This window comes from Pseudoalteromonas phenolica, from assembly GCF_044788725.1.
In the GTDB taxonomy this organism is placed as follows: Bacteria; Pseudomonadota; Gammaproteobacteria; order Enterobacterales; family Alteromonadaceae; genus Pseudoalteromonas; species Pseudoalteromonas phenolica_C.
Genome location: NZ_CP173161.1, coordinates 2,721,566 through 2,741,209 on the forward strand (window position 1 = coordinate 2,721,566; position 19,644 = coordinate 2,741,209).

Below are 19,644 nucleotides of genomic sequence, written 5' to 3' on the forward strand. Positions count from 1 at the left end.
GAACGCTTTGTGTCATTAAAACAACAACTTTTCTTTGTAAAAAGACATAAAACATTCTGGTTGATCATCAGTTTGATTGGCTTTGTTTTGTTAGCTGAGCTCACAGGTGCATTACAGAGGTTTAATGCGCCGATTTTCAAATATTTCAACCAACTCCAGTCAGAGCAGCACAGTGATGTTGTTGTTATTGAGGCAGATGACTTACTTTTTGAACACGATCAGCTTATTTATTCATTGCTAGAACATGATCCAAAAGCAATTATTGTCGTCTCCGATTCAAAACTAACGCGCATAAACAACGAGCGAGTTTTTTATCCTCGAAAAGATAATGGCCTTTGCCTAGCGAGCTTAAAAGCATGGCTAGGTTACACGATTCAGATTAACAACCAGTCCTCGGCTAACTGCCAAAGCCTATGGGCTAAGCTTTTCCCCCAGAGTAATCTTGATAATTCGCCCTTACTTAGCTTTGCCTTAGACTTACACGCATTACCTAAATTCAATAGCAAACGTGTACAAAGCGATGATCTATTGGCAGGACAAATAAACGATAAACTAATTTTAGTTTCACAAACCAATAATAGCTTTGGCTTACCGATTAGAGCCCCTAAGTTAATCGACGAAGTAAATCCTATTTATTTACATGCTTATGTTGCGCACAATTTAATCGAGGGCTCATTAATCTCTCCTGTGAGCGAAGAGCTTTCGCTCGTCATCCAATTGTTAAGTGTAATTTTACTGCTAGTACTCTACCAAAAGATTGCTTTTAATTTAGGGCTCATAGTCTCATCAGTACTTTCAATAACTTGGCTAGCGCTTTGCTATTTTGTTATGACGGGAATGCATCTGTTGTTACCCGCCGCTGAAGGGGTGATATTAAATTTTGTCACGCTATTTTGGGTGTTTTTATCGGCAAAATGGGTAGAAGAAGATGATCTAAAAAGGCTAATGAATAACATTAGGCAAAAAATGTCTGGCCGTTATTTACCGAAATCTTTTACTGAGCAAAGCACCCCTTGGGACTCCATTATTCAGCTCATTAATCAGCAACTGGCGTTAGATAAAAGTATTTTGTTAGCTCGTTTAGAGGGTGATCACCGCTTATATGAAATCAGAGCGATTAACTGCCACCTCTCAGATATTCATGAAATGCGTCGAGACTATGAGCGTGCTCCATACTCAGATGCTATCAAGGCTTTCGGTACCGTCAAAATTACTCGCCCCTTCTTTAAATCACTACAAGAAAGCGAAGCGCAGTACATTGTGCCTTTAATGTACGCTGGCGATATTCGTGGCTTTTGGGCAATGACTATCACCCCCGACGAACGTTTTAACGAAGCGGCTTTTGTTAAGAACGTAAACCGTTTTGCTAACCAAGTTGGTGAGCTACTCTTTCACTATCGCGTTTTTGAAACTCAAGGCAAAGCCGAAAGCAATGCAATAGCGCGCTTGCTCACCCTCAACTTAGCGAAACCGCTTAGCCAGCAAATAAAACAGTCCATCAATGAAATGGAGCAAAAGCTAACGACCTTAGAGCATGTATTTAATCAGATCCGTTCAGCGTCTGTGCTATTCAATTTATTTGGCCAAGTTGTGCAGACCAATCATGCTCTTGAACAGCTTGCTAAGCAACATCACCTGCCCATATTTGAAATGACTGCTCTCGATTTACTATGCAAAGTGAGTGAATTAGATCACGAAAGTGCCAAGGGTAAACTTCGCTATTTAACTTTACATAAAGGCGAAATTTACTTGCCTGTACAACTGTCTGAGCAACAGTTTGTGTTAAACGTTCGCACGATAGAATCATCCGATGAAAAAAGCAGTGCCGGTGAGCCATTTGAAGTTGGGGGAATTTTATTTGAGTTCATTAACTTATCTGAGTTATTGAACCAAATACATAACGATGAAGAAAAATTACAAGTTATGTCGACTCTAGATAATAAGCAAAATCGTAATATCGAATCTGAGGCATCCAATTAATGGATTGGGTATTATCCATTTTTCCTACAGGCAGTGGCTTAGGACAATCGGTAATTACCACCGTTTGGGTGGGCATTGCCGTGGTATGTTTCTTAAATTTACGTTTTGGTTTTCCTTTAACGGGCTTGGTTGTTCCTGGTTATCTTGTTCCGTTACTCATCGTAAGCCCAACGTCTGCAGTAGTTATCATTATTGAAGCCTTTGTGGTGTATTTTGTAATGCGCCTCAGTGCTAAAACCATCATGGAACGCTTTGGCTATGCAGAAATGTTTGGCCGTGATCGATTCTTTGCCATTATCTTGATCAGCATACTTGTTCGTGTGGTCATGGATACGCTGTTTTGGCCAAGCATCGCTAATGTACTCGGAAGCTGGGACATTACCTTTGACTACTCAACTCAACTTTATAGTTTAGGACTTGTGATAATAGCCCTCACGGCCAATGTAATGTGGAATGGTGGCTTTAGGTATGGTGTAAAAGTAACTTTAGTTCAATTAGCCGTTACGTATGTATTAGTGCGCTATGGGTTAATGCCATTCACTAATTTTAGTATTGCTAATTTAGCCATCATGTATGAAGACGTCGCTGCGTCAATTATCGCTGCGCCAAAAGCCTATATCATCCTAGTTATCACGGCCTTTATTGCCTCTAGGGCAAATTTAAAATACGGCTGGGAATTTAACGGCATCATGTTGCCCGCATTACTGGCCTTGCAGCTCATGCAACCAAGTAAACTACTGACTTCATTCATTGAAACTGCGGTAATTTTAATTTTAGGTACACTATTGCTGCAATACACGCGACTGAAAAATGCAAACTTTGAAGGTGCCCGTTTACTGCTGTTTTTCTTTAATATTGGCTTTGCCTATAAGCTCGCGCTTAACTATTTTATCGTCAATTATTACCCTGCATTGAAAGTGACTGATACATTCGCCTTTGGCTATATGCTATCAACCCTTTTAGCACTGAAAATCTACCAAAAAAATGCCCTTGGCTTAATTATTCGAGCGACTTTCCAGACTTCTGTTGTTGGCGGGTTTGCCGCGATTTTTATTGGCTTTGTGATCATGTTTGTGCCGTCTTTATTTATTGGCAATCAAATAAAGTCATTACAAAGCTATACTGAGATCCAAGATCTCAGCCAACAGCTGAGTGAATACAAAAGTTATCTATACACAGATCAAAAAAATAAAGTTGAAATCAGTCAATACCAACAAACTCAAAACTTACAAACCTTTAGAGCCGCTATTAGCATACTAAATCGCGATAGAACTGATTTGACTAATATGAGTAAAGCACGAGATCTATTGCTGAAATTAGACTTTTCTTTACGTCAGGACGATGAATATATTTATATTCAAGACGCCCGCAAGTTAGCCATTAGAGGTTTATTTGTTTTGGCTAAACAAGCCGACTCTGACTTATTGTTGACCGTTCCTCACCCATCAACCGAGCGTGTTGCGAGTGATTCTTCTGCATTATTGATGAGTCACTTAAAAGCAAGTGCACTTGTATTAGGCACTCAGGCGACTCCTGCATTCAGTGCCGATAGTACTAGTCAACAAAGTAACTATTATTGGACGTTTATTAACGCACTTGAAAGCGAAGACATTATGCAACTTCGCTCTGTGAATACGCGTACCACCGCCTTACTTGAAACAGGGCCGTTTGGCGCCACTGGGCAATTTTGGATTTTCAATCGAATTCCTGAAGCTGTCAGTCAGTCAACACTTACAGAGCTACTCGGGTTTAGTCAGAGTAACTTTGGTTTATTGACGACAAAAAACCTACCGAGTCCAAACTTCACGGGGAGATTAATCGAAACTTTTATAGATACGTCTGCCTATACTTCATTACTGTCGAAGGTTGCTTTAACCGACCAATTGAATCAGGCACCGATTGCGCAAATTAACACGAGTATTGAAGAAGAAATCACCGCTTTTATACCTAAAATTACAGCAAAGGGCAGTCAGCATTTTCAAACTCTATCTGATAACGAAGCGGCGCTTTGGGAATACGAGATATTGCGCCCTCTTTACAGCTTATCGGATCAGCTTGTTGGCCAAGAAATCACTCAAGATATTCTTAATCAATTGAACAAGATTAATAACATCACACGAATGGTCGGATACCAATTGAGTTTATTAAATACACCCAGAGGCCGCTTTGTAAAAATTTCGCCCTTGGACGAGAGCCAGTATTATCAATTAGGACAAGGTCTCTACTTTGTACATTTAGACCCTGCAAACTTGTTGAATATTCAAGTGCCTAGGCCATTGTATGAAAGTAATACCATTCAATTTGCCAGCCAGCTATACCAAAAAAGCGATGCAAAGATACTGCTAATTGCAGGCGCACACCCTTTTGCCAGTGAAAGTGCCAATGTGATGGCTGCCGCCAATGTAAAAACACTGTTTAACATTGTACATCAGAGCGCGTTACGACATTACCAACAGACCGGTATGTTAAACTTACAAGTTCGTAGCCATAGCGCGCCATCACATATTCGACCAAGCGCTCTGGCATTTCAGTACACTCACCCTTTGCCAAGCCACAAACACAGCCTTGAAATGGTACGCAAGTCTTTGCAAGAGTTAGGGGTAGAACACCAAATCGTGTTAGGCCAAGTTGCAACGAGGGGACTCGAGTTAGGCACCTCTCCGCAAACTGGGTATCAATTATTCTCACCAACGAGTGAATTGGCTACGCTTTGGCTTGCTTCTGACTTTAAACAACATTTTTCTATATCAAACGAAGCGCTTTTACAACGCCTGCTAGCAGTTTCAAAGCAGCCATTTTTAAAACAGACTAACATAGCGGCCTTATCACCTAGTGACTGGCAACAAATTGAAGCGACGAGCCTAAAAACTTTTCGAGATATAACAGAGCAATATGCCGTATCACAGCATCTTCCTTTTATTAAATCTTTATGTATGCAAGAGCATGGCTGTACCTTACAAGCGACCCGCCTATCGTCTCAAGACGAGCTGGCTTTATTAATTAAACTAGAAAATAAGATTGCCCTTATCTATTTACCAAAACGAAATAAGGTCATTGATTTAGATAAATTTACTGAAGTAATGACTGGAGGCTTAAATGTATTTAATTAAACGCCTTCTAAAGTTATTAATCAGTCTTAGCATACTGCTTTTATTAGCATGGCTAGGTGTTCGTGGTTATTTTTGGATCACATCCGCTGAGCCTGTGGCGCTTCGCTCTGACGATGAAACACGCTCAACAGTTCATTGGTTACAAGCAGACAAAGCACTGACCTTTAACTTTTCTGCAGATAGAACCTACTCTATTCGCGTGCTTTCAAACGCCATTTTTTCAGAACAAAATCAGTTTGAAGAACCTGTTCACTATGGGATTGAATATACTTTACTTGATAGTAAAGCTAATCCGCTTAGCACCCATGTATATCATCATGCTTCAAAGCTAGCGCTCGATAATGAAGAAAAACAAGTAAAACAAATCATCGAGAACCGTGACACTTTGGCCGTTTCTTCTGGGCAATCATTTTTTATTAGCAACGAGCAATTGACGAATGCTTCTTCGATTTCTTTACGCCTTATCCCAGAGGAAGTGCACTTAAGAGGGGTTGTGATCCGCTTACATGCAAAAACACCTGTTAGTCTGAATGACATAAATAGGGCATGGTTAAGGCAGTCTACTGATTGGCGTGAACGTATGACCAACTACCACACCATAGGTAACAATGCCCTATCAAACCAAGAAATACTCAATGCAGTCACATTCGAATGGCAAAAATTAGCACCGCAAGGTATTCCAGGTATCGATTTTACCAGTGACACCCTTTACGAAACATTACCCTATTATGTGCTCAGCTATGACTTTAGTGCACAGCAATTGAACCTTGATAGTTTCTATACTGACAGCCAGTTAAACGCATCATTTAGAAACTATCAAACGCAAAACTTATATGTTCAAAAAGAGCAAAGTAATGCCCCGCTATTCATCACTTGGTTTGATATTAAACAACTAAAAGCACCGCTTCTGCTTAATTTGGAGGCTACGGCAGATAAAAATACTTTTATTATTCCAGATGTTGAACCAGGCCTTATCATGATCCAATCAGAGGCACCCGTGCTCACCAGGTGGTTTGCAGCAGATGATTCACAATTTAGCGCCTTACATAGCTATTTTTACAATGTAGACCCCAATTTTAATGCTGAGTATGAAGTCGCAGGAGGCAGCGATATCAACTTTGAGTTTAGAGGCAGTAAAGGAACTCCGGTGGATATTTCGCTTTATAATAATGATGTTGAAATAGAACAATACCGCGTATTTTTACAGGGAGAAACCAGCCGTTTTGACCGAATTATCGACGAAACAACTGTCCGTCAGCCAATTTTTGAGTCAGAGCCGTTTTTTGTAAGGCTACCTAACGCTGTCAATCGTATTAAGATTTCGTCAAATAAAGAGGTGCTGGCAAAGATACAAGCAAGACAAGCCTCTTTCCATTATCAAAACGAAGTATGCGAGCAAATATGCCAACCAGAACTCGACGATTTTATTGCTATTGGCGCTTGGTTTTCTCAAAAAGCGCTGAATGACTTTACTTTCACTGAACAAAAGCGGATCACCAATGTTCGCTTGTTTGAAGCGCCCCCAGAACTGCCAGATGAAGAAGAAAGAAAAACCGTTTATTTGAGCAGAGATCTCACCGATGTTTTACCTCTGTCGAATACTTTTTTAGTAAAAAGTCCTGATAAATACTTTGCTAATTTACTTGAACAGAGTGATCCAACTGAGCATCAGTTCAGTCAAGTTCACGCCATTGAACAAGTATTAGAAGCCAAAGCTAATAATCAGCTAAGAGATAAACGCATTATAGAAATAACTAAAAATAAACCGTTTTACACTGAGCAACCACTTACAAACTTAACTCAATCAGAGCTCATTTCTCTGCAAAACTCCAGCAGTACCTTGTTTACCAATCATGGGGTAAATCGCCCATGGCAAAAACAACGCAGTTACTTTTTGGAAGCGGGTCATCCCTTAACTTTAAGCTACAAAAATATTCCTGAGTCTGTGGTCATCAAAGCATTTAAAACAAAGCGCTTTGATGAATATGTGGTATTAAATACCCATATCGATGGCCAATTTAACGGTGGTTTAAGCTCTGAATATACGATTAAAAATAAACGTTTTGCTTTATTACAAGCAAAATTGACCGATAGCCTTGCTCTTCACCCTGCAATAAAACAAGTGCGAACTTATAACAGTGTGTCATTGGCGCTGAATAGTGACTTAAAGGTACTTCGAAGTATTACACTGAACGCAGAACAAGATATTTGGATTAGTGTGCTAGACGAATATACCGAAGCGCCTTCTGAAGCTCTGTGGAGGCAATATGAAAATGATTAGACTCGTTCTCGCTATTCTATTTACCTGTGGTGTGACCTTGGCGTGTGCTGAACCTTCAGTAAAATTAGAACAACTTACTCAAGAAGTATCTGCCTGGTTCCAATCTTCGGATAAGTCTAACTTGTCCTCTTGGCAGTATTCATTGAAATATAATAAGCATTATTTAAAAGCAACGTCAGAGACTTACGGCGGAGGTGAATTAATATACCGATTGAATGCCAAGGCCTGCGTGATTTCGATACCGCACCGCTTTTTTGATATGCATACCTATGAGATTGGTGAAAAAGTATTTAGTACTCACTGTCAGCTCATGCTAAGTAATACACATCATCGTCATAGTGACAGTTTAGATGAGCAGACCATGGATTACTCTAAGCGTCGGGATAATTTACATAACAGTGCGATTTTAGCATTTCAATCACTGCATAAAAAAGCAGTTGTCATTCAGCTTCATGGCTTTAATCAAAATAAGCGAAAAAGTGACACAGCAAAACAGGCTGATTTTATTGTCAGCCAAGGTAAAAAAGGGAATTTTGTTAAGCAAAAACTTACTCGATGCTTAAGTAAAATATCGAAAAATAGTTATTTTTATCCCGAACTAGTACAAGAATTAGGCGGAACTAAAAACATACTACACAAGCTTAACTTAACACCATTTTCGTTCATCCATATCGAAATAAGCAAACCGATGCGTGAGCGATTGGTCAAAGAACAACATACAATGAGTCAATTTTCTGAATGTATAAGCCAAGTTATTTAGTTTTAATCAGTTTCTTATTTACCTGCCAATTGTTTGCAGCCCCTTCTCCGCTGCAAGTTGCTCCTGCGTGGGTAAATGCTGACTCTTCACTAAGCCAGGCTAAAAGCCTCATAAGTATCGATAAAGATGAATCTAAAAGCATGTATGTGCCTGCTGGAAGCTGGATAGATTTGCCTGATGATGTGCTGAGTAAAACAACTGTTTGGGTAGGTCAAACTCAACATGCCATGCGTAAACTGCATCCAAGCGAATTAGTTTGTAACCAGCAAAGGTGCCAACTTGCCGCCACGCAATATAATCAAATCTTAAAGCTTGAAAATCATAATCAAGATTGGGTTACGCTCAATATAAAACTAGGACAATTTCACTTTCACAGAGATCCTTTTCGCCGAGCAATAAAATTGCCTCTTACTGCGACAAAACTCAGCCTTGCTCAAGATCATGAGTTTTATTACACATTGACCAATCAAAACCATGTCAGTCTGTACTTTAAAGACGCAAAAAAGCTTAAGTTATCGGTCCGAAAATGGATGTCAAACCTTAAGCAAGACAATAAAGTTCTAGTTGAAGTAAATGGTCAACCTATTAGCTTAATCAACGTATCTAATGTTCACGCGCCAGAATATAGACAGACAAAAATCAGCACTGTGAATACTGACTATTTTGCTGTTCCAAAAGGTAGCTATTTAAAAATTACTGCCCTTGGTGATGCAGTAATTAAGCTAGAGCAAATGCATCGAGGTATTTACGATCAAGATGCGCAAGAAAAACAACCTGAAGCACTGCTAAACCCATATTGGACGGAAAATTTAGAAGCGTCGTTCGAGAAAATCTACACACAACAAGATTTATCGCAAATTAGCCATTTTTCAATCGCAAATGCATCAATGCTTGAACAGCGCCGTTACCAAGATCTAGTTAGCACAGTGTCAACACGCAGATATGCCCAAGTGACAAACCGCGGTTTATCAATTGAAAGTGAAATTGCCACGCAATCGGTAAATTCAGGGTTCCGCACTGCAGCAAAACAACTTTATATGGTGCCGCAGCAAAAAACGCTGACAAGCCACCAGCTCAAAGATACGCTGAGTTTTGACATAGGCCAATTTCAACGGATCAGAAATCAATTATTTCTTTATATTCAAGCTGATCATACTGGGCACTTAGTGGCTGAATATGACAATCAAAGACATATCATTGAGTTTTCGAGAAACCAAAACTTCAACCGGATCATGCTGCCCGTTAGCTTACAAGAGACTAAGTTGCAGTTGTTCAGCGCCGACGAAAGCAATATCAAAGTTGCTGTTGAAGTGGACGATTTGCTCACATTGCCAAATAACCCTTTGCTTTATTTAATGCAAAGTAAGTTACATGTAAAAAGCCCGACCTTGATGGGGCTACTCAATAAGCAAAATACCTTATTAGCACAGGCATATCTTAACAACTTACCAATGCCTATCGACACTGCGTACAAATCGAGAGACAGTCGTGATGATAACAAGTTGATCTCAAAAGCGATGAACTTGGCATTATCAGAGCCAAGTAAAGCTCTGCCACTATTAAAAGAGCTCGTGAACAGTAACATTTCGAGTATTGCCCTAGATGCGTGGCGTATGAGAATTGATTTACTAACTCAATTAGATAGAACCTCTACTGCCAGCGCCTATTTAGAAAGCCTACTGCAATCAAAACAACCTTTACTGAGCGATTATGCAGCGAAAACTTTATTTACTCGGTATTTTGAAGCACAACAAGTGTACAAATTACAAGGCTTGTGTGCGTACAAATTTAGCGTATTAAACGAGTGCAAATCCTTAACTGGCCAAATTTTACTCGCTCAGCAAAAAAACTTACAGGCACTTTGGACACAACACGATATCCACAATCACGCTAAAACAGCGCAGCAAGGATGGATACAAAATCGTATTGCGCACTTAACGCCGCTTGAAGAAGAGAGTAAAACCGCTTTTGATATTTCTCATTATGGTACTGTTAATTTGCAAGGCGATACTGCTGATTATCTCGCCCATACTTTATCAGAAAATAACCCCTTACAGATTTATGCCAAGCAAGCTGTGACACTGCAGCTTAGAGTGAGAACCCCTTACATTCATGATGGCACTCAGCAACAACACTGGTTACATCTAGATACTCAATCAGCCCAATCAATATTGCCTGTTTTTGCCGATGTTGCTTCAACCACACAGGTTCAAAAAAATGAGCTTAAGCTATCTATCGCTAGCGAAGCCATCATCAAATTAAAAAAAGGGCAGCAACTCACAGTAAGTAGCACCCAAGCCCAATATTTGAGCATTAACACCTTACCTGACACGCAAGCATTTAAAGAGCACCTTAAATCGGATGCCGTTTCATTTTCGCTTGAGCAACATTTTGCAAACTTGATCCACAACCCGAATATTGACCTAAAAACACTCTTAACCAATGCTTTGTATCGTTTGAGTCAGGATACCCTGAACAATTTTGAGTTCAGTTTGTTATTTGCTCGGCTAGAAAATACCTCCTTATCTGCAGATTTAATCGCCCTCAGAAACCGCATTGAGCATTATGGGACATGGCAGCCAATTGAGCAGTACCTAAACTATTCGGGTACGCAATTAGTCGACATGAATGCCATCACACGTCGCAGCTTTGCTGAACAACTCAGCCGTCACACCAGTCAACGCGATAGCTTGCAAGGGTTATTGATACGTCCTAATCATACCTTGAACTTAGATTTGTCTGAATTAGCTAAGCAAAAAGTAAAACTCATTTTTAACTTTTCAGCCGCTGAGCTAGTTAAAACAAACTATGCCAATATATTGGTTTCATCAAGCGAAAGCAGTGTGTTATGGACAGTAGAAAGTGCTCACAGCAGTGAACTTGCATTAACTGAGAAAGAACTAAATACAGGCCTCATCTCACTGCGTTGGATGAACCCCTATGTTTCTCAGCTACTCAGTGTCAGCATTCAGTCTTTCCAACAAGGTCGCTGGCAAGATACGCACATAGATACCCGCCAGTTATTTTATTTTGCACAAGAAAAACAACAAATAAGTGCACAGCTAGATTCAGATAGCCTGATTAAAATTGAGCGCCTAACAGGACAAGTAAGACAAGAAGAAATTGGTTTTTATCCCGCCGGAAAAATCAACTTACAAGCGCATAACTCGCAACTAGCGCGAGTGTTTAAATGGCAGCTTGATCCTAACCGGGCAAAGACTAGCTTTGCTCCTACAATTGAACCTTTAATTGTCGAGAAACCAAGTTACTACCATGTGCCCTCGAAAAAGCCATTTTATGAAGATATTTTATCTACAGATGAAAACCTTACCCATGTAGAGGGTCTGATCCGTTATAACCGAGCAGGCATTTTTGAAAGTGAACAAAGCCAGTCAGCTCGCCACTACACCGATTTTGGTTTAAGACTTAGAAATAAAGACGAACAGCATTGGTATTTACTCGAATCACTTTTCACTCTAGATAACCAAAATTACGAGACGTTTTCTATTAATGCGCAACACAACTGGCTGTCGAAAGAAAGTCACTGGTTTAGTGAAGCAAGAATCAACAACCGTTGGCAAAATGACACCCAAATTAGTGAAAGCCATTTAACTTCAAACCTCAGTTTCAAAATTGGCGAAACCTGGCGAGATGATAACACCCACCGGCATCAATGGTGGTGGCAGCCATTTTATTACTACACGAGCATCACAGCAGATGAATATATTGCTGACAGACTAATGAGTCCGTCGATGTTTAGTTTTTATCGCGAAGATCACATGCATGGTTGGCGCGCGGCTTATCAGTACCGCTACCAGCCTTGGAGTGATAATCAAATCTCAGCTAGCTTCTCTACAACGTCAAATGAAGATTGGACGTCTTTTGATAACTTAGGCTTTGATATTGAGTTACAACAATTTTATCAAGGCCATATTTTCACATTAGCAGGTGCTTCACAGTATAAATTTGCAGACCAACACAGACCTAATAATACCTGGCAATATCTCACCCAAGTTAGCTGGCAAACGCTGTTTGATTTTTCAGAGCAAACAGCCGGATGGATCAAGCTGAGCTGGACACAAGATTGGTTTAGAAAAGATCACTCTCTGCGTTTAGAAATCAATCTAGGTAATTTGCAAAACACGGGATTTGGTCCGTTTGCACATGACGAAATTCTTTTCGAATCATTACAATTGACCCATTTTTTAGAACAAGACATTTATGACAAATAATGAATTAAAACAACAGCTCGAGTCTATCTTATTCGCTAACATCGAAAAGTTTTGGCTGAAACTGTATCGTCACAAATATCAAGACCTAATAAACGAGCTACTGCAATGGCCATTGATTCGCAACATTCCAGAAAATGAATCTGTGCAAACTTGGTTACAACTGCAATCTATTGCTTTTCTACGCCACAAAATAGAGCGCCTTAAAGGTCAAACTCAAAAACTCGATGCATCGTATCAACTGTTTGTACAACGCTTAGCAAAATCTGATATTCGCGCTGAAAAAGAGCTCCATATCTTAAATTATGCCCGCGAACTAGGTGCCACAGAAGAGCAACTAAAAGAAGACAAACAAGCCTTGTCTCGGTGGTTTGATGATGGCGCCGTAATTGACCGCTACCAACGCCAAGTCGCTGATACAGAGCAAGCACTTAAGTTTTTAATCAGCAAACTAGGCGCACTCACTACCGCTCATTTACGCGGCAATGAAACTGAAATATTAGAAAACTGGAAAAAGCTCGATTTAGAGCCTTTCTTCATGAAAATGCTCAAAAACAACCATAGCACGCATATAAAACACAGTATTATTCGCGCGCTGGTTAACCAAGTTGCCGTTATTCATCAATGTAATGCCGATCCTGAGTTAAACGAAGAACTCGCCGCAGAACTGATTGAGTTACTAGAAGAGGAAAATACACCGTATCAAGCGGTTATTGATATTCTAGAGATCCTATATGTGCAGCGCCCTACTTTTATACGCGCACATATTTGGGCATTGATCGAAGATGCTGTGACTGATTTTCCTGAACAGCCAAAAGATAATGATAGTCTCTTTGTACTCGCAGCGCTCCCAAGGGTTATTGCTAACCAGTCAAGCTTAACAAGTAAAGAAGTGGATTTATTGCATAGACTCAGTGAGCATCCATATCCACGAGTAAGACAAGCTTTAATAGAGCAGCTAAATTCCCTTGAACCTGAGCAAGCTAAAACGCTCATTGTAAAACGAATAGAAGACGAGACCTGTGGGGCTGTTTTATTTACCCTGGTAAAGCAGTTCACACAGCAACAATATGCGGATTTTGAATTCATCTTCCCGCTTTGGAAACGTGTGCTAGAAAAGCCCTTACCCTTTGAAGTAAAACGTTTAAATATTGAAAATAGCGCGCGCGTTATGCTCAATCTGCAACTCCAAACAGATAAGCCTGAGCAGGTCTTTCAGCAGTTTATTTCGGCGCTTAATTCATCTTTAGAGAATGAGTCTCATATTGCTTTGAAGCGCTATATTTCAAGAGCTAGGGAGCAATTGGTCAGCTTTAGTCAGCAAACATTACTGGCTAATATTGATGATCAACTCGCAACCAAACAACACGTTTCGCTATCTACAGGAGTAGATCAACACACTCTTGGTAGAGTACTCAGCTTTAAAGCGCAACATGCCGAAGCTTTTAGTGGCAAAATCATTAAAAATAATTGGCACATTTCACCCGGTTATAAACGAGGCAGGCGTCTTTGGCGTATTTGGCACGAATTTTTTAACCCAAGTACAGATAAGCGCCAGAGCTTTAATCATACTCTGACTAAAAAACCATCGGCTGAATTACATGTTGCAAGCTGCAGTGTGGCAGAAATAAGTGAAACTAATGTACCTGGGGAGGCATTATTTAACCTTAATGAGCATACCGCCAGACCCCATTTGCCTCTACTTGATTATTTATTGTCAGTACTTAGCCAAGATCAGACCACTGAACCTGCTTTCAGCTACACCCCTGACGGCATATTGGAGATACACCGCCCTATAACCCTTATAAAACGTATTAAAGCCTATTGGTATTTGTCAGTAAATTTTGCACAACTCGATAGCTTAAGAAAGGGTAACGATTTAGAACAAAAGAAATTTATCAATACCTTAAGAGAGTTAGGGTTTGAAATAGACTTTAAAGCCTATGGAGATGTGCTTGGTGCTTCTTTTCCCGTTGAATCGACAATTAGCAAATTATTCAGCAAAGCAGCTTTAACACCTGTGTTACTCAATATTTGGTTCAGCTTTAAAGAATACATTTATTCCATTTATCAAAACTCAATTTCACAGTTGGTTTTCTTCGTTACTGGCTTTATGGCTTATTTTTGGGGCCGTCATATTCACGTCAGTAAGAAAATCAAGCGCAACCGAAAAACAATCCCTGTAAGTATCGGTGGCTGGGGAACACGAGGAAAATCAGGTACTGAACGATTGAAATCTGCTTTATTCAGTAGTTTAGACTTACGTGTTATCGCAAAAACGACAGGCTGTGAAGCCATGATGATTTACGGAAAAAGTAACGGTGAACAATACGAAGTACCGCTATTTCGTCCTTTCGATAAAGCCAGTATCTGGGAGCAAAGTGATGTTCTCGACTTTGCCAGAAAAACCAAAGCCGATGTGTTTCTATGGGAATGCATGGGTCTAACTCCGAGATATGTAAGAATTTTACGACGTTGGATGCAAGATAACTTTGCCACCATCACCAATGCATACCCTGATCATGAAGATATTTTGGGCCCAACTGGCATTGATGTTGCCAAAGAGATGTCTGCATTTATTGGTAGTAATACGCAAGTCTTCACTGCCGAGCAGTCGATGATGCCAATTTTGAGTGATGCGGCAGATGCCAAAAATACCACACTCATCCAAACGCACTGGGGAGAAGGCTATCAAATTACGCCAGATATTCGAGCCCTTTACCCTTACGAAGAGCACCCTGATAATATTGCGCTAGTGTGTAAAATGGCACAGTACATAGGTATCGATAAAGATTATGTATACAAAGAAACGGCTGAACGTATCGTGCCAGATATTGGCGTGTTACAGCATTTTCAATCAGCGCCCATAGGGACTATTTCTCAGTCTTTTGTAAATAGTATGTCGGCAAATGAAAGGCTGGCAACCATCGAAAATTGGAAACGCCTCGAACTGTTTGACCTAAACGACCAGCCTCATATTCAAACCATTGCCCTTATAAATAACCGCAATGATCGCATCGCTCGCTCGAAAGTTTTTGCTCAGATATTAGCTGAAGACCTGCGTTTCGATTTCTTAGTGGTGATTGGTACTAACGTAGATGGTTTTAACGCTTATCTAAAACATGCAATCAATGAGCGCTTAGAAACGTTACTGAAAAATAATGACGCCGAAGACCTAAAGGCATTTTTAACGCAATTTAATGTGGTCCATCAACCACAAACATGGCTCGAAAAAATTAATCATACGTTAGAGATACCGCTACAAACAGCAGATATTACCTCTGTAGACACTTTGAAGTCGGTATTAAGTGGCCGTCTACTGAATGACTCTGAACACTTAGAAAAAATAATCGTAAGTTATGAAAATTGGCAAATGGCCAATGCATTGCTAAATATAGATGACTTACAAGATAACTCTGAATTATTGAAAGACACAGTGCAAAGCATCGTTTCAAGCAAAATTGTATTAGTAGAAAATGCTTATGTTAAACCGGACCAGCTAACTAGTCATATAGCAAGCCTCGCAATGAGCAATCAACATCAGTTGATTGTTGGCATGCAAAACATTAAAGGAGCGGGCTTAAATTATGTTTATATGTGGCAACAATGGCAGAAAATCTATCAGATGTGTGAAACACTAAAATCACCAGCTACAAAGCAATCTGAGTTTAGAAAACACCTTCTAAAATTAGCGCAGCAACCAAAGTTTAGCGCAATTGAAATCGACTATTTACAACAGGCAATAAAAGATATTGCTCATTCAGAGCATGCGCAAAATGAATTCAGCCAAGCCGAGCTAAGATATATTCACGAAAAAGTGGTTAATGGAAAAAATGAAGACAACTCAAATGATGAAGAGCGGCCAAAAAGCAAATTCAGAGGGTTTGTTAATCAGGTTGTTGAATCATTTTTAGATGCTGGGGCAGCTGTTAAACGTAAAAAAACAGCTCAACAAGTTTATCAAGATATTGCTGATCAACGTATTACCATTGAAAAAGCCATTTCAGTTTTAGCTACTTTAAATCGAAGTCAAAAGCCTGGCTGGTTAACCTCTAAAGGCGATCAACAAGAAATGTAGCCTTCTTTGCTGCCATATATAGAAGATTTTATCTTATTCAATGCTCGGTTTGTCTTGTCAGACTTCCCCTAACGCCGAGCGCTCGGTATACTGAATCGTTGCAGTGCATATTTAAGCAATTTTAATGCGTATGTACCTGTTTCATTAAAGCAATGACGACTCTAAGCCTACATCGCTTTAATGAAATTACTATTAGACGTTTGGCCAAACGTCACACTTAGCACCCAGTGCATAATTATAAATAGGCCACACAACACATTTTGATAATTTAGGAAGAAATATGAGCACATTACCTAAAGCAGGTGAGTTTTTAGGACACCCTAAGGGGCTATTCCTGCTATTCGGCACAGAAATGTGGGAACGATTCGGTTACTACGGCATGCGTGCCATCTTAGTATTATATCTTGTTGCAATGGCACAAGACGGCGGCTTCGGCTGGAGCAACGCTGATGCATTAAGCCTTTACGGTACATTTACTATGGCGGTTTACCTAACACCATTATTTGGTGGTTGGTTAGCCGACAACGTATTAGGCCAGCGTAAAGCCATCATTATTGGTGGTATTTTAATGGCTGCAGGTCACTTTACTATGGGTATTCCACACTCACTTGTAAGTGGCATGGAAGAAAGTGTTTTCTATGTAGGTTTAACTTTACTGTGTATTGGTAATGGTTTATTTAAGCCAAATATCTCTACGATGGTTGGTGATTTATACCAAGAAGGTGACAAGCGTCGTGACGGTGCTTTCACTATCTTCTATATGGGTATTAACTTAGGTGGTGCACTAGGTCCACTTGTTGCAGGTTATGTGGCTGCAGTTGTTAACTGGCAAGCAGGCTTTATTGCTGCAGGTGTTGGCATGGTTATTTCAGTTGTTATGCAATTGATTCTAAGCAACAAGTATCTTGGTGACATTGGTGTTGTACCTTCAGCAAAGCTGTCACAGCAACAGTCTGAATCTGGTCAGAAAGAGCCGCTAACTAAAGTTGAAAAAGACCGAATCAAAGTCATCTTCACAATGAGTGTATTCAGTATCATTTTCTGGATGGGTTTCGAGCAAGCAGGTGGTTTAATGAACCTATTTGCTAACGATTACACTGACCGCATGTTAATGGGCTTTGAAATTCCAGCCTCTTGGTTCCAATCTCTTAACTCAATCTTCATCATTATCTTTGCACCTATTGTGGCGATGATTTGGCTAAAGCTAGATCAGAAAGAACCAAACTCACCGGTCAAATTTGCCATTGGTTTAGTGTTCTTAGCACTTGGTTTCTTTACTATGATGTTGGCACTAGCAACTGAAGGTGGCAATGGTGATGCACTACAAATCAGCATGATTTGGTTAGTACTTTTCTACTTATTCCACACACTGGGTGAGCTTTGTTTATCACCTATCGGTCTTTCAATGGTAAGTAAGCTAGCACCGTTACGTCTTGCTTCATTACTAATGGGTATCTGGTTCTTATGTACTGCAATTGCAAATAAGATTGCAGGCTTCGTAGGTTCTTTCTTAGGCGAAGGTGAAGCGGCTATGGAAAATGCCATGGGTATCTTCATCGGTCTAGGTGCAACAGCAATGATTTCAGCAGCACTTATGTATTTCTTAAGCGACCGTTTAGTTGACTGGATGCATGGCGCAGAAGGCAACAACGAACCACACACACAAGAGCATTATTTAAGTGAAGAGCTAGAGGTATCTGGTTCTAAGCAATAATTTCCTTACGACAAAAAAGCCGCTTATGCGGCTTTTTTTGTGTCCCCCTCTCTAGTGTATCGAATTCTTTACATCACCTTCCTTTAGATGCAACTTCAAAGGGATTCTTTGAACTTACAAACTCATTTCTTGTTAAAAAAAACAAATGAAAATAAATGTTAAATATCAATAATTTAAAAACTTTTAATTGCAAACCTTAAAGCAACAATTGGCCAGTGATTTTTATTATTGCCTGCCTGCGGGAATTCCATCTCCAGCCTAAGTAGAAATGCAGCAAAGTCGTTATTAATGTGTGTTTTTAAATTTACAAATGCCGCCCTGACAATATCACTGCCCTATCTTCCCCTATTGCGATTTTTGATTAATGATTCGTTCCAACAACAAATCTAACAAGCAACCCAATTGTGCTTAATTGCGGAGTATGACAATGAGTGAAGTAAAAAACCCACTAGGTTTGGTTGGTATTGAATTTACTGAATACGCAACCCCAGATGCAGATTACATGGACAAAATCTTTACTGATTTTGGCTTCTCTAAACTTAAAAAGTTTAAAGGTAAAGACATCGTTCATTACAACCAGAACGAGATCCATTTCTTACTAAACAACGAGCGCGGCGGTTTCTCTGCTGAGTTTGCTAAGTCACATGGTCCTGCGATTTGTTCAATGGGCTGGCGTGTAGAAGACGCTCAAAAAGCATTCGAAGTAGCTGTAGAGCGTGGTGCTAAGCCTGCGACAGATTCAGCAAACAAAGACCTACCATACCCAGCAATTTACGGTATTGGCGACAGCTTAATTTACTTCATCGACGTATTCGGTGACAAAGGCTCAATCTTTGAAAACGATTTTGAAGACCTAGCTGAGCAAAACATTGTTGAAGATAAAGGTTTCATCCGCATCGACCACCTAACAAACAATGTTTACAAAGGTACGATGGAAACTTGGGCTAACTTCTATAAAGGCGTATTCGGCTTTGAAGAAGTACGTTACTTCGACATCAAAGGTCAAAAGACGGCACTACTTTCTTACGCGCTTAAGTCGCCTTGTGGTACTTTCTCTATTCCAATCAACGAAGGTAAAGATGACAACAACAACCAGATCGACGAGTACTTAGACGAGTACAACGGTCCTGGTGTACAGCATCTTGCGTTCTTAACAAATGACCTTGTTGGTTCACTAGATAAGCTAGACAAAACGAACATCGCAACGCTAGATATCGTTGACCACTACTACGACACTATCTTTGACCGTGTTCCTTGGGTTAAGGAAGACAAAGAAAAAATCAAAGAGCACCAAATCTTAGTAGATAGCCAAAGCGAAGACTGTTACCTACTTCAGATCTTCACTAAAAACCTATTCGGTCCTATCTTCATTGAGATGATCCAACGTGTTGATGACGGTGGTTTCGGTGAAGGTAACTTCCAAGCGCTATTCGAATCAATCGAGCGTGACCAAGAGCGTCGTGGTGTTATCTAATTTTAGATAACCTGAGTA

General features: G+C 40.0%; 8 protein-coding genes. All 8 read left to right on the forward strand.

What is annotated here, in order from left to right; genetic code table 11:
• The first annotated feature begins 9 nt into the window (after window positions 1-9).
• A complete protein-coding gene (locus tag ACH784_RS12385) occupies window positions 10-1,980 on the forward strand; it encodes a hypothetical protein (RefSeq protein WP_404390624.1) in 1,971 nt (656 codons plus the stop codon).
• Window positions 1,980-5,090 carry a poly-gamma-glutamate biosynthesis protein PgsC/CapC gene (locus ACH784_RS12390; protein WP_404390626.1) on the forward strand — a complete coding sequence of 1,037 codons (3,111 nt, stop codon included), beginning with the start codon at window positions 1,980-1,982 and terminating at the stop codon, window positions 5,088-5,090. Before ACH784_RS12385 ends, ACH784_RS12390 begins: the two co-directional genes overlap by 1 nt.
• Entirely contained in the window at window positions 5,077-7,371 is a 2,295-nt protein-coding gene (locus tag ACH784_RS12395; protein WP_404390628.1) for a hypothetical protein, read from the forward strand. Before ACH784_RS12390 ends, ACH784_RS12395 begins: the two co-directional genes overlap by 14 nt.
• A complete protein-coding gene (locus ACH784_RS12400; RefSeq protein WP_404390630.1) occupies window positions 7,358-8,131 on the forward strand; it encodes a hypothetical protein in 774 nt (257 codons plus the stop codon). Before ACH784_RS12395 ends, ACH784_RS12400 begins: the two co-directional genes overlap by 14 nt.
• Window positions 8,110-12,363 (forward strand): hypothetical protein, encoded by a 4,254-nt coding sequence (locus ACH784_RS12405; protein WP_404390632.1) that lies wholly within the window; start codon window positions 8,110-8,112, stop codon window positions 12,361-12,363. The genes ACH784_RS12400 and ACH784_RS12405 overlap by 22 nt, the downstream gene beginning before the upstream one ends.
• Window positions 12,353-16,438: a poly-gamma-glutamate synthase PgsB gene (locus ACH784_RS12410; protein WP_404390634.1), complete on the forward strand. Its 4,086-nt coding sequence runs from the start codon at window positions 12,353-12,355 to the stop codon at window positions 16,436-16,438. The genes ACH784_RS12405 and ACH784_RS12410 overlap by 11 nt, the downstream gene beginning before the upstream one ends.
• Before the next feature lie 280 nt (window positions 16,439-16,718).
• Entirely contained in the window at window positions 16,719-18,152 is a 1,434-nt protein-coding gene (locus ACH784_RS12415; protein WP_404390636.1) for a peptide MFS transporter, read from the forward strand.
• 427 nt (window positions 18,153-18,579) lie between these two features.
• Window positions 18,580-19,626: a 4-hydroxyphenylpyruvate dioxygenase gene (gene hppD, locus ACH784_RS12420; protein WP_404390638.1), complete on the forward strand. Its 1,047-nt coding sequence runs from the start codon at window positions 18,580-18,582 to the stop codon at window positions 19,624-19,626.
• Window positions 19,627-19,644 lie beyond the last annotated feature (18 nt).

Coding starts and splice junctions, on each gene's coding strand:
- ACH784_RS12390 (WP_404390626.1), top strand. CDS start 1,980: ATGGATTGGGTATTATCCATTTTTCCTACAGGCAGTGGCTTAGGACAA.
- ACH784_RS12395 (WP_404390628.1), top strand. CDS start 5,077: ATGTATTTAATTAAACGCCTTCTAAAGTTATTAATCAGTCTTAGCATA.
- ACH784_RS12400 (WP_404390630.1), top strand. CDS start 7,358: ATGAAAATGATTAGACTCGTTCTCGCTATTCTATTTACCTGTGGTGTG.
- ACH784_RS12405 (WP_404390632.1), top strand. CDS start 8,110: ATGTATAAGCCAAGTTATTTAGTTTTAATCAGTTTCTTATTTACCTGC.
- ACH784_RS12410 (WP_404390634.1), top strand. CDS start 12,353: ATGACAAATAATGAATTAAAACAACAGCTCGAGTCTATCTTATTCGCT.
- ACH784_RS12415 (WP_404390636.1), top strand. CDS start 16,719: ATGAGCACATTACCTAAAGCAGGTGAGTTTTTAGGACACCCTAAGGGG.
- hppD (WP_404390638.1), top strand. CDS start 18,580: ATGAGTGAAGTAAAAAACCCACTAGGTTTGGTTGGTATTGAATTTACT.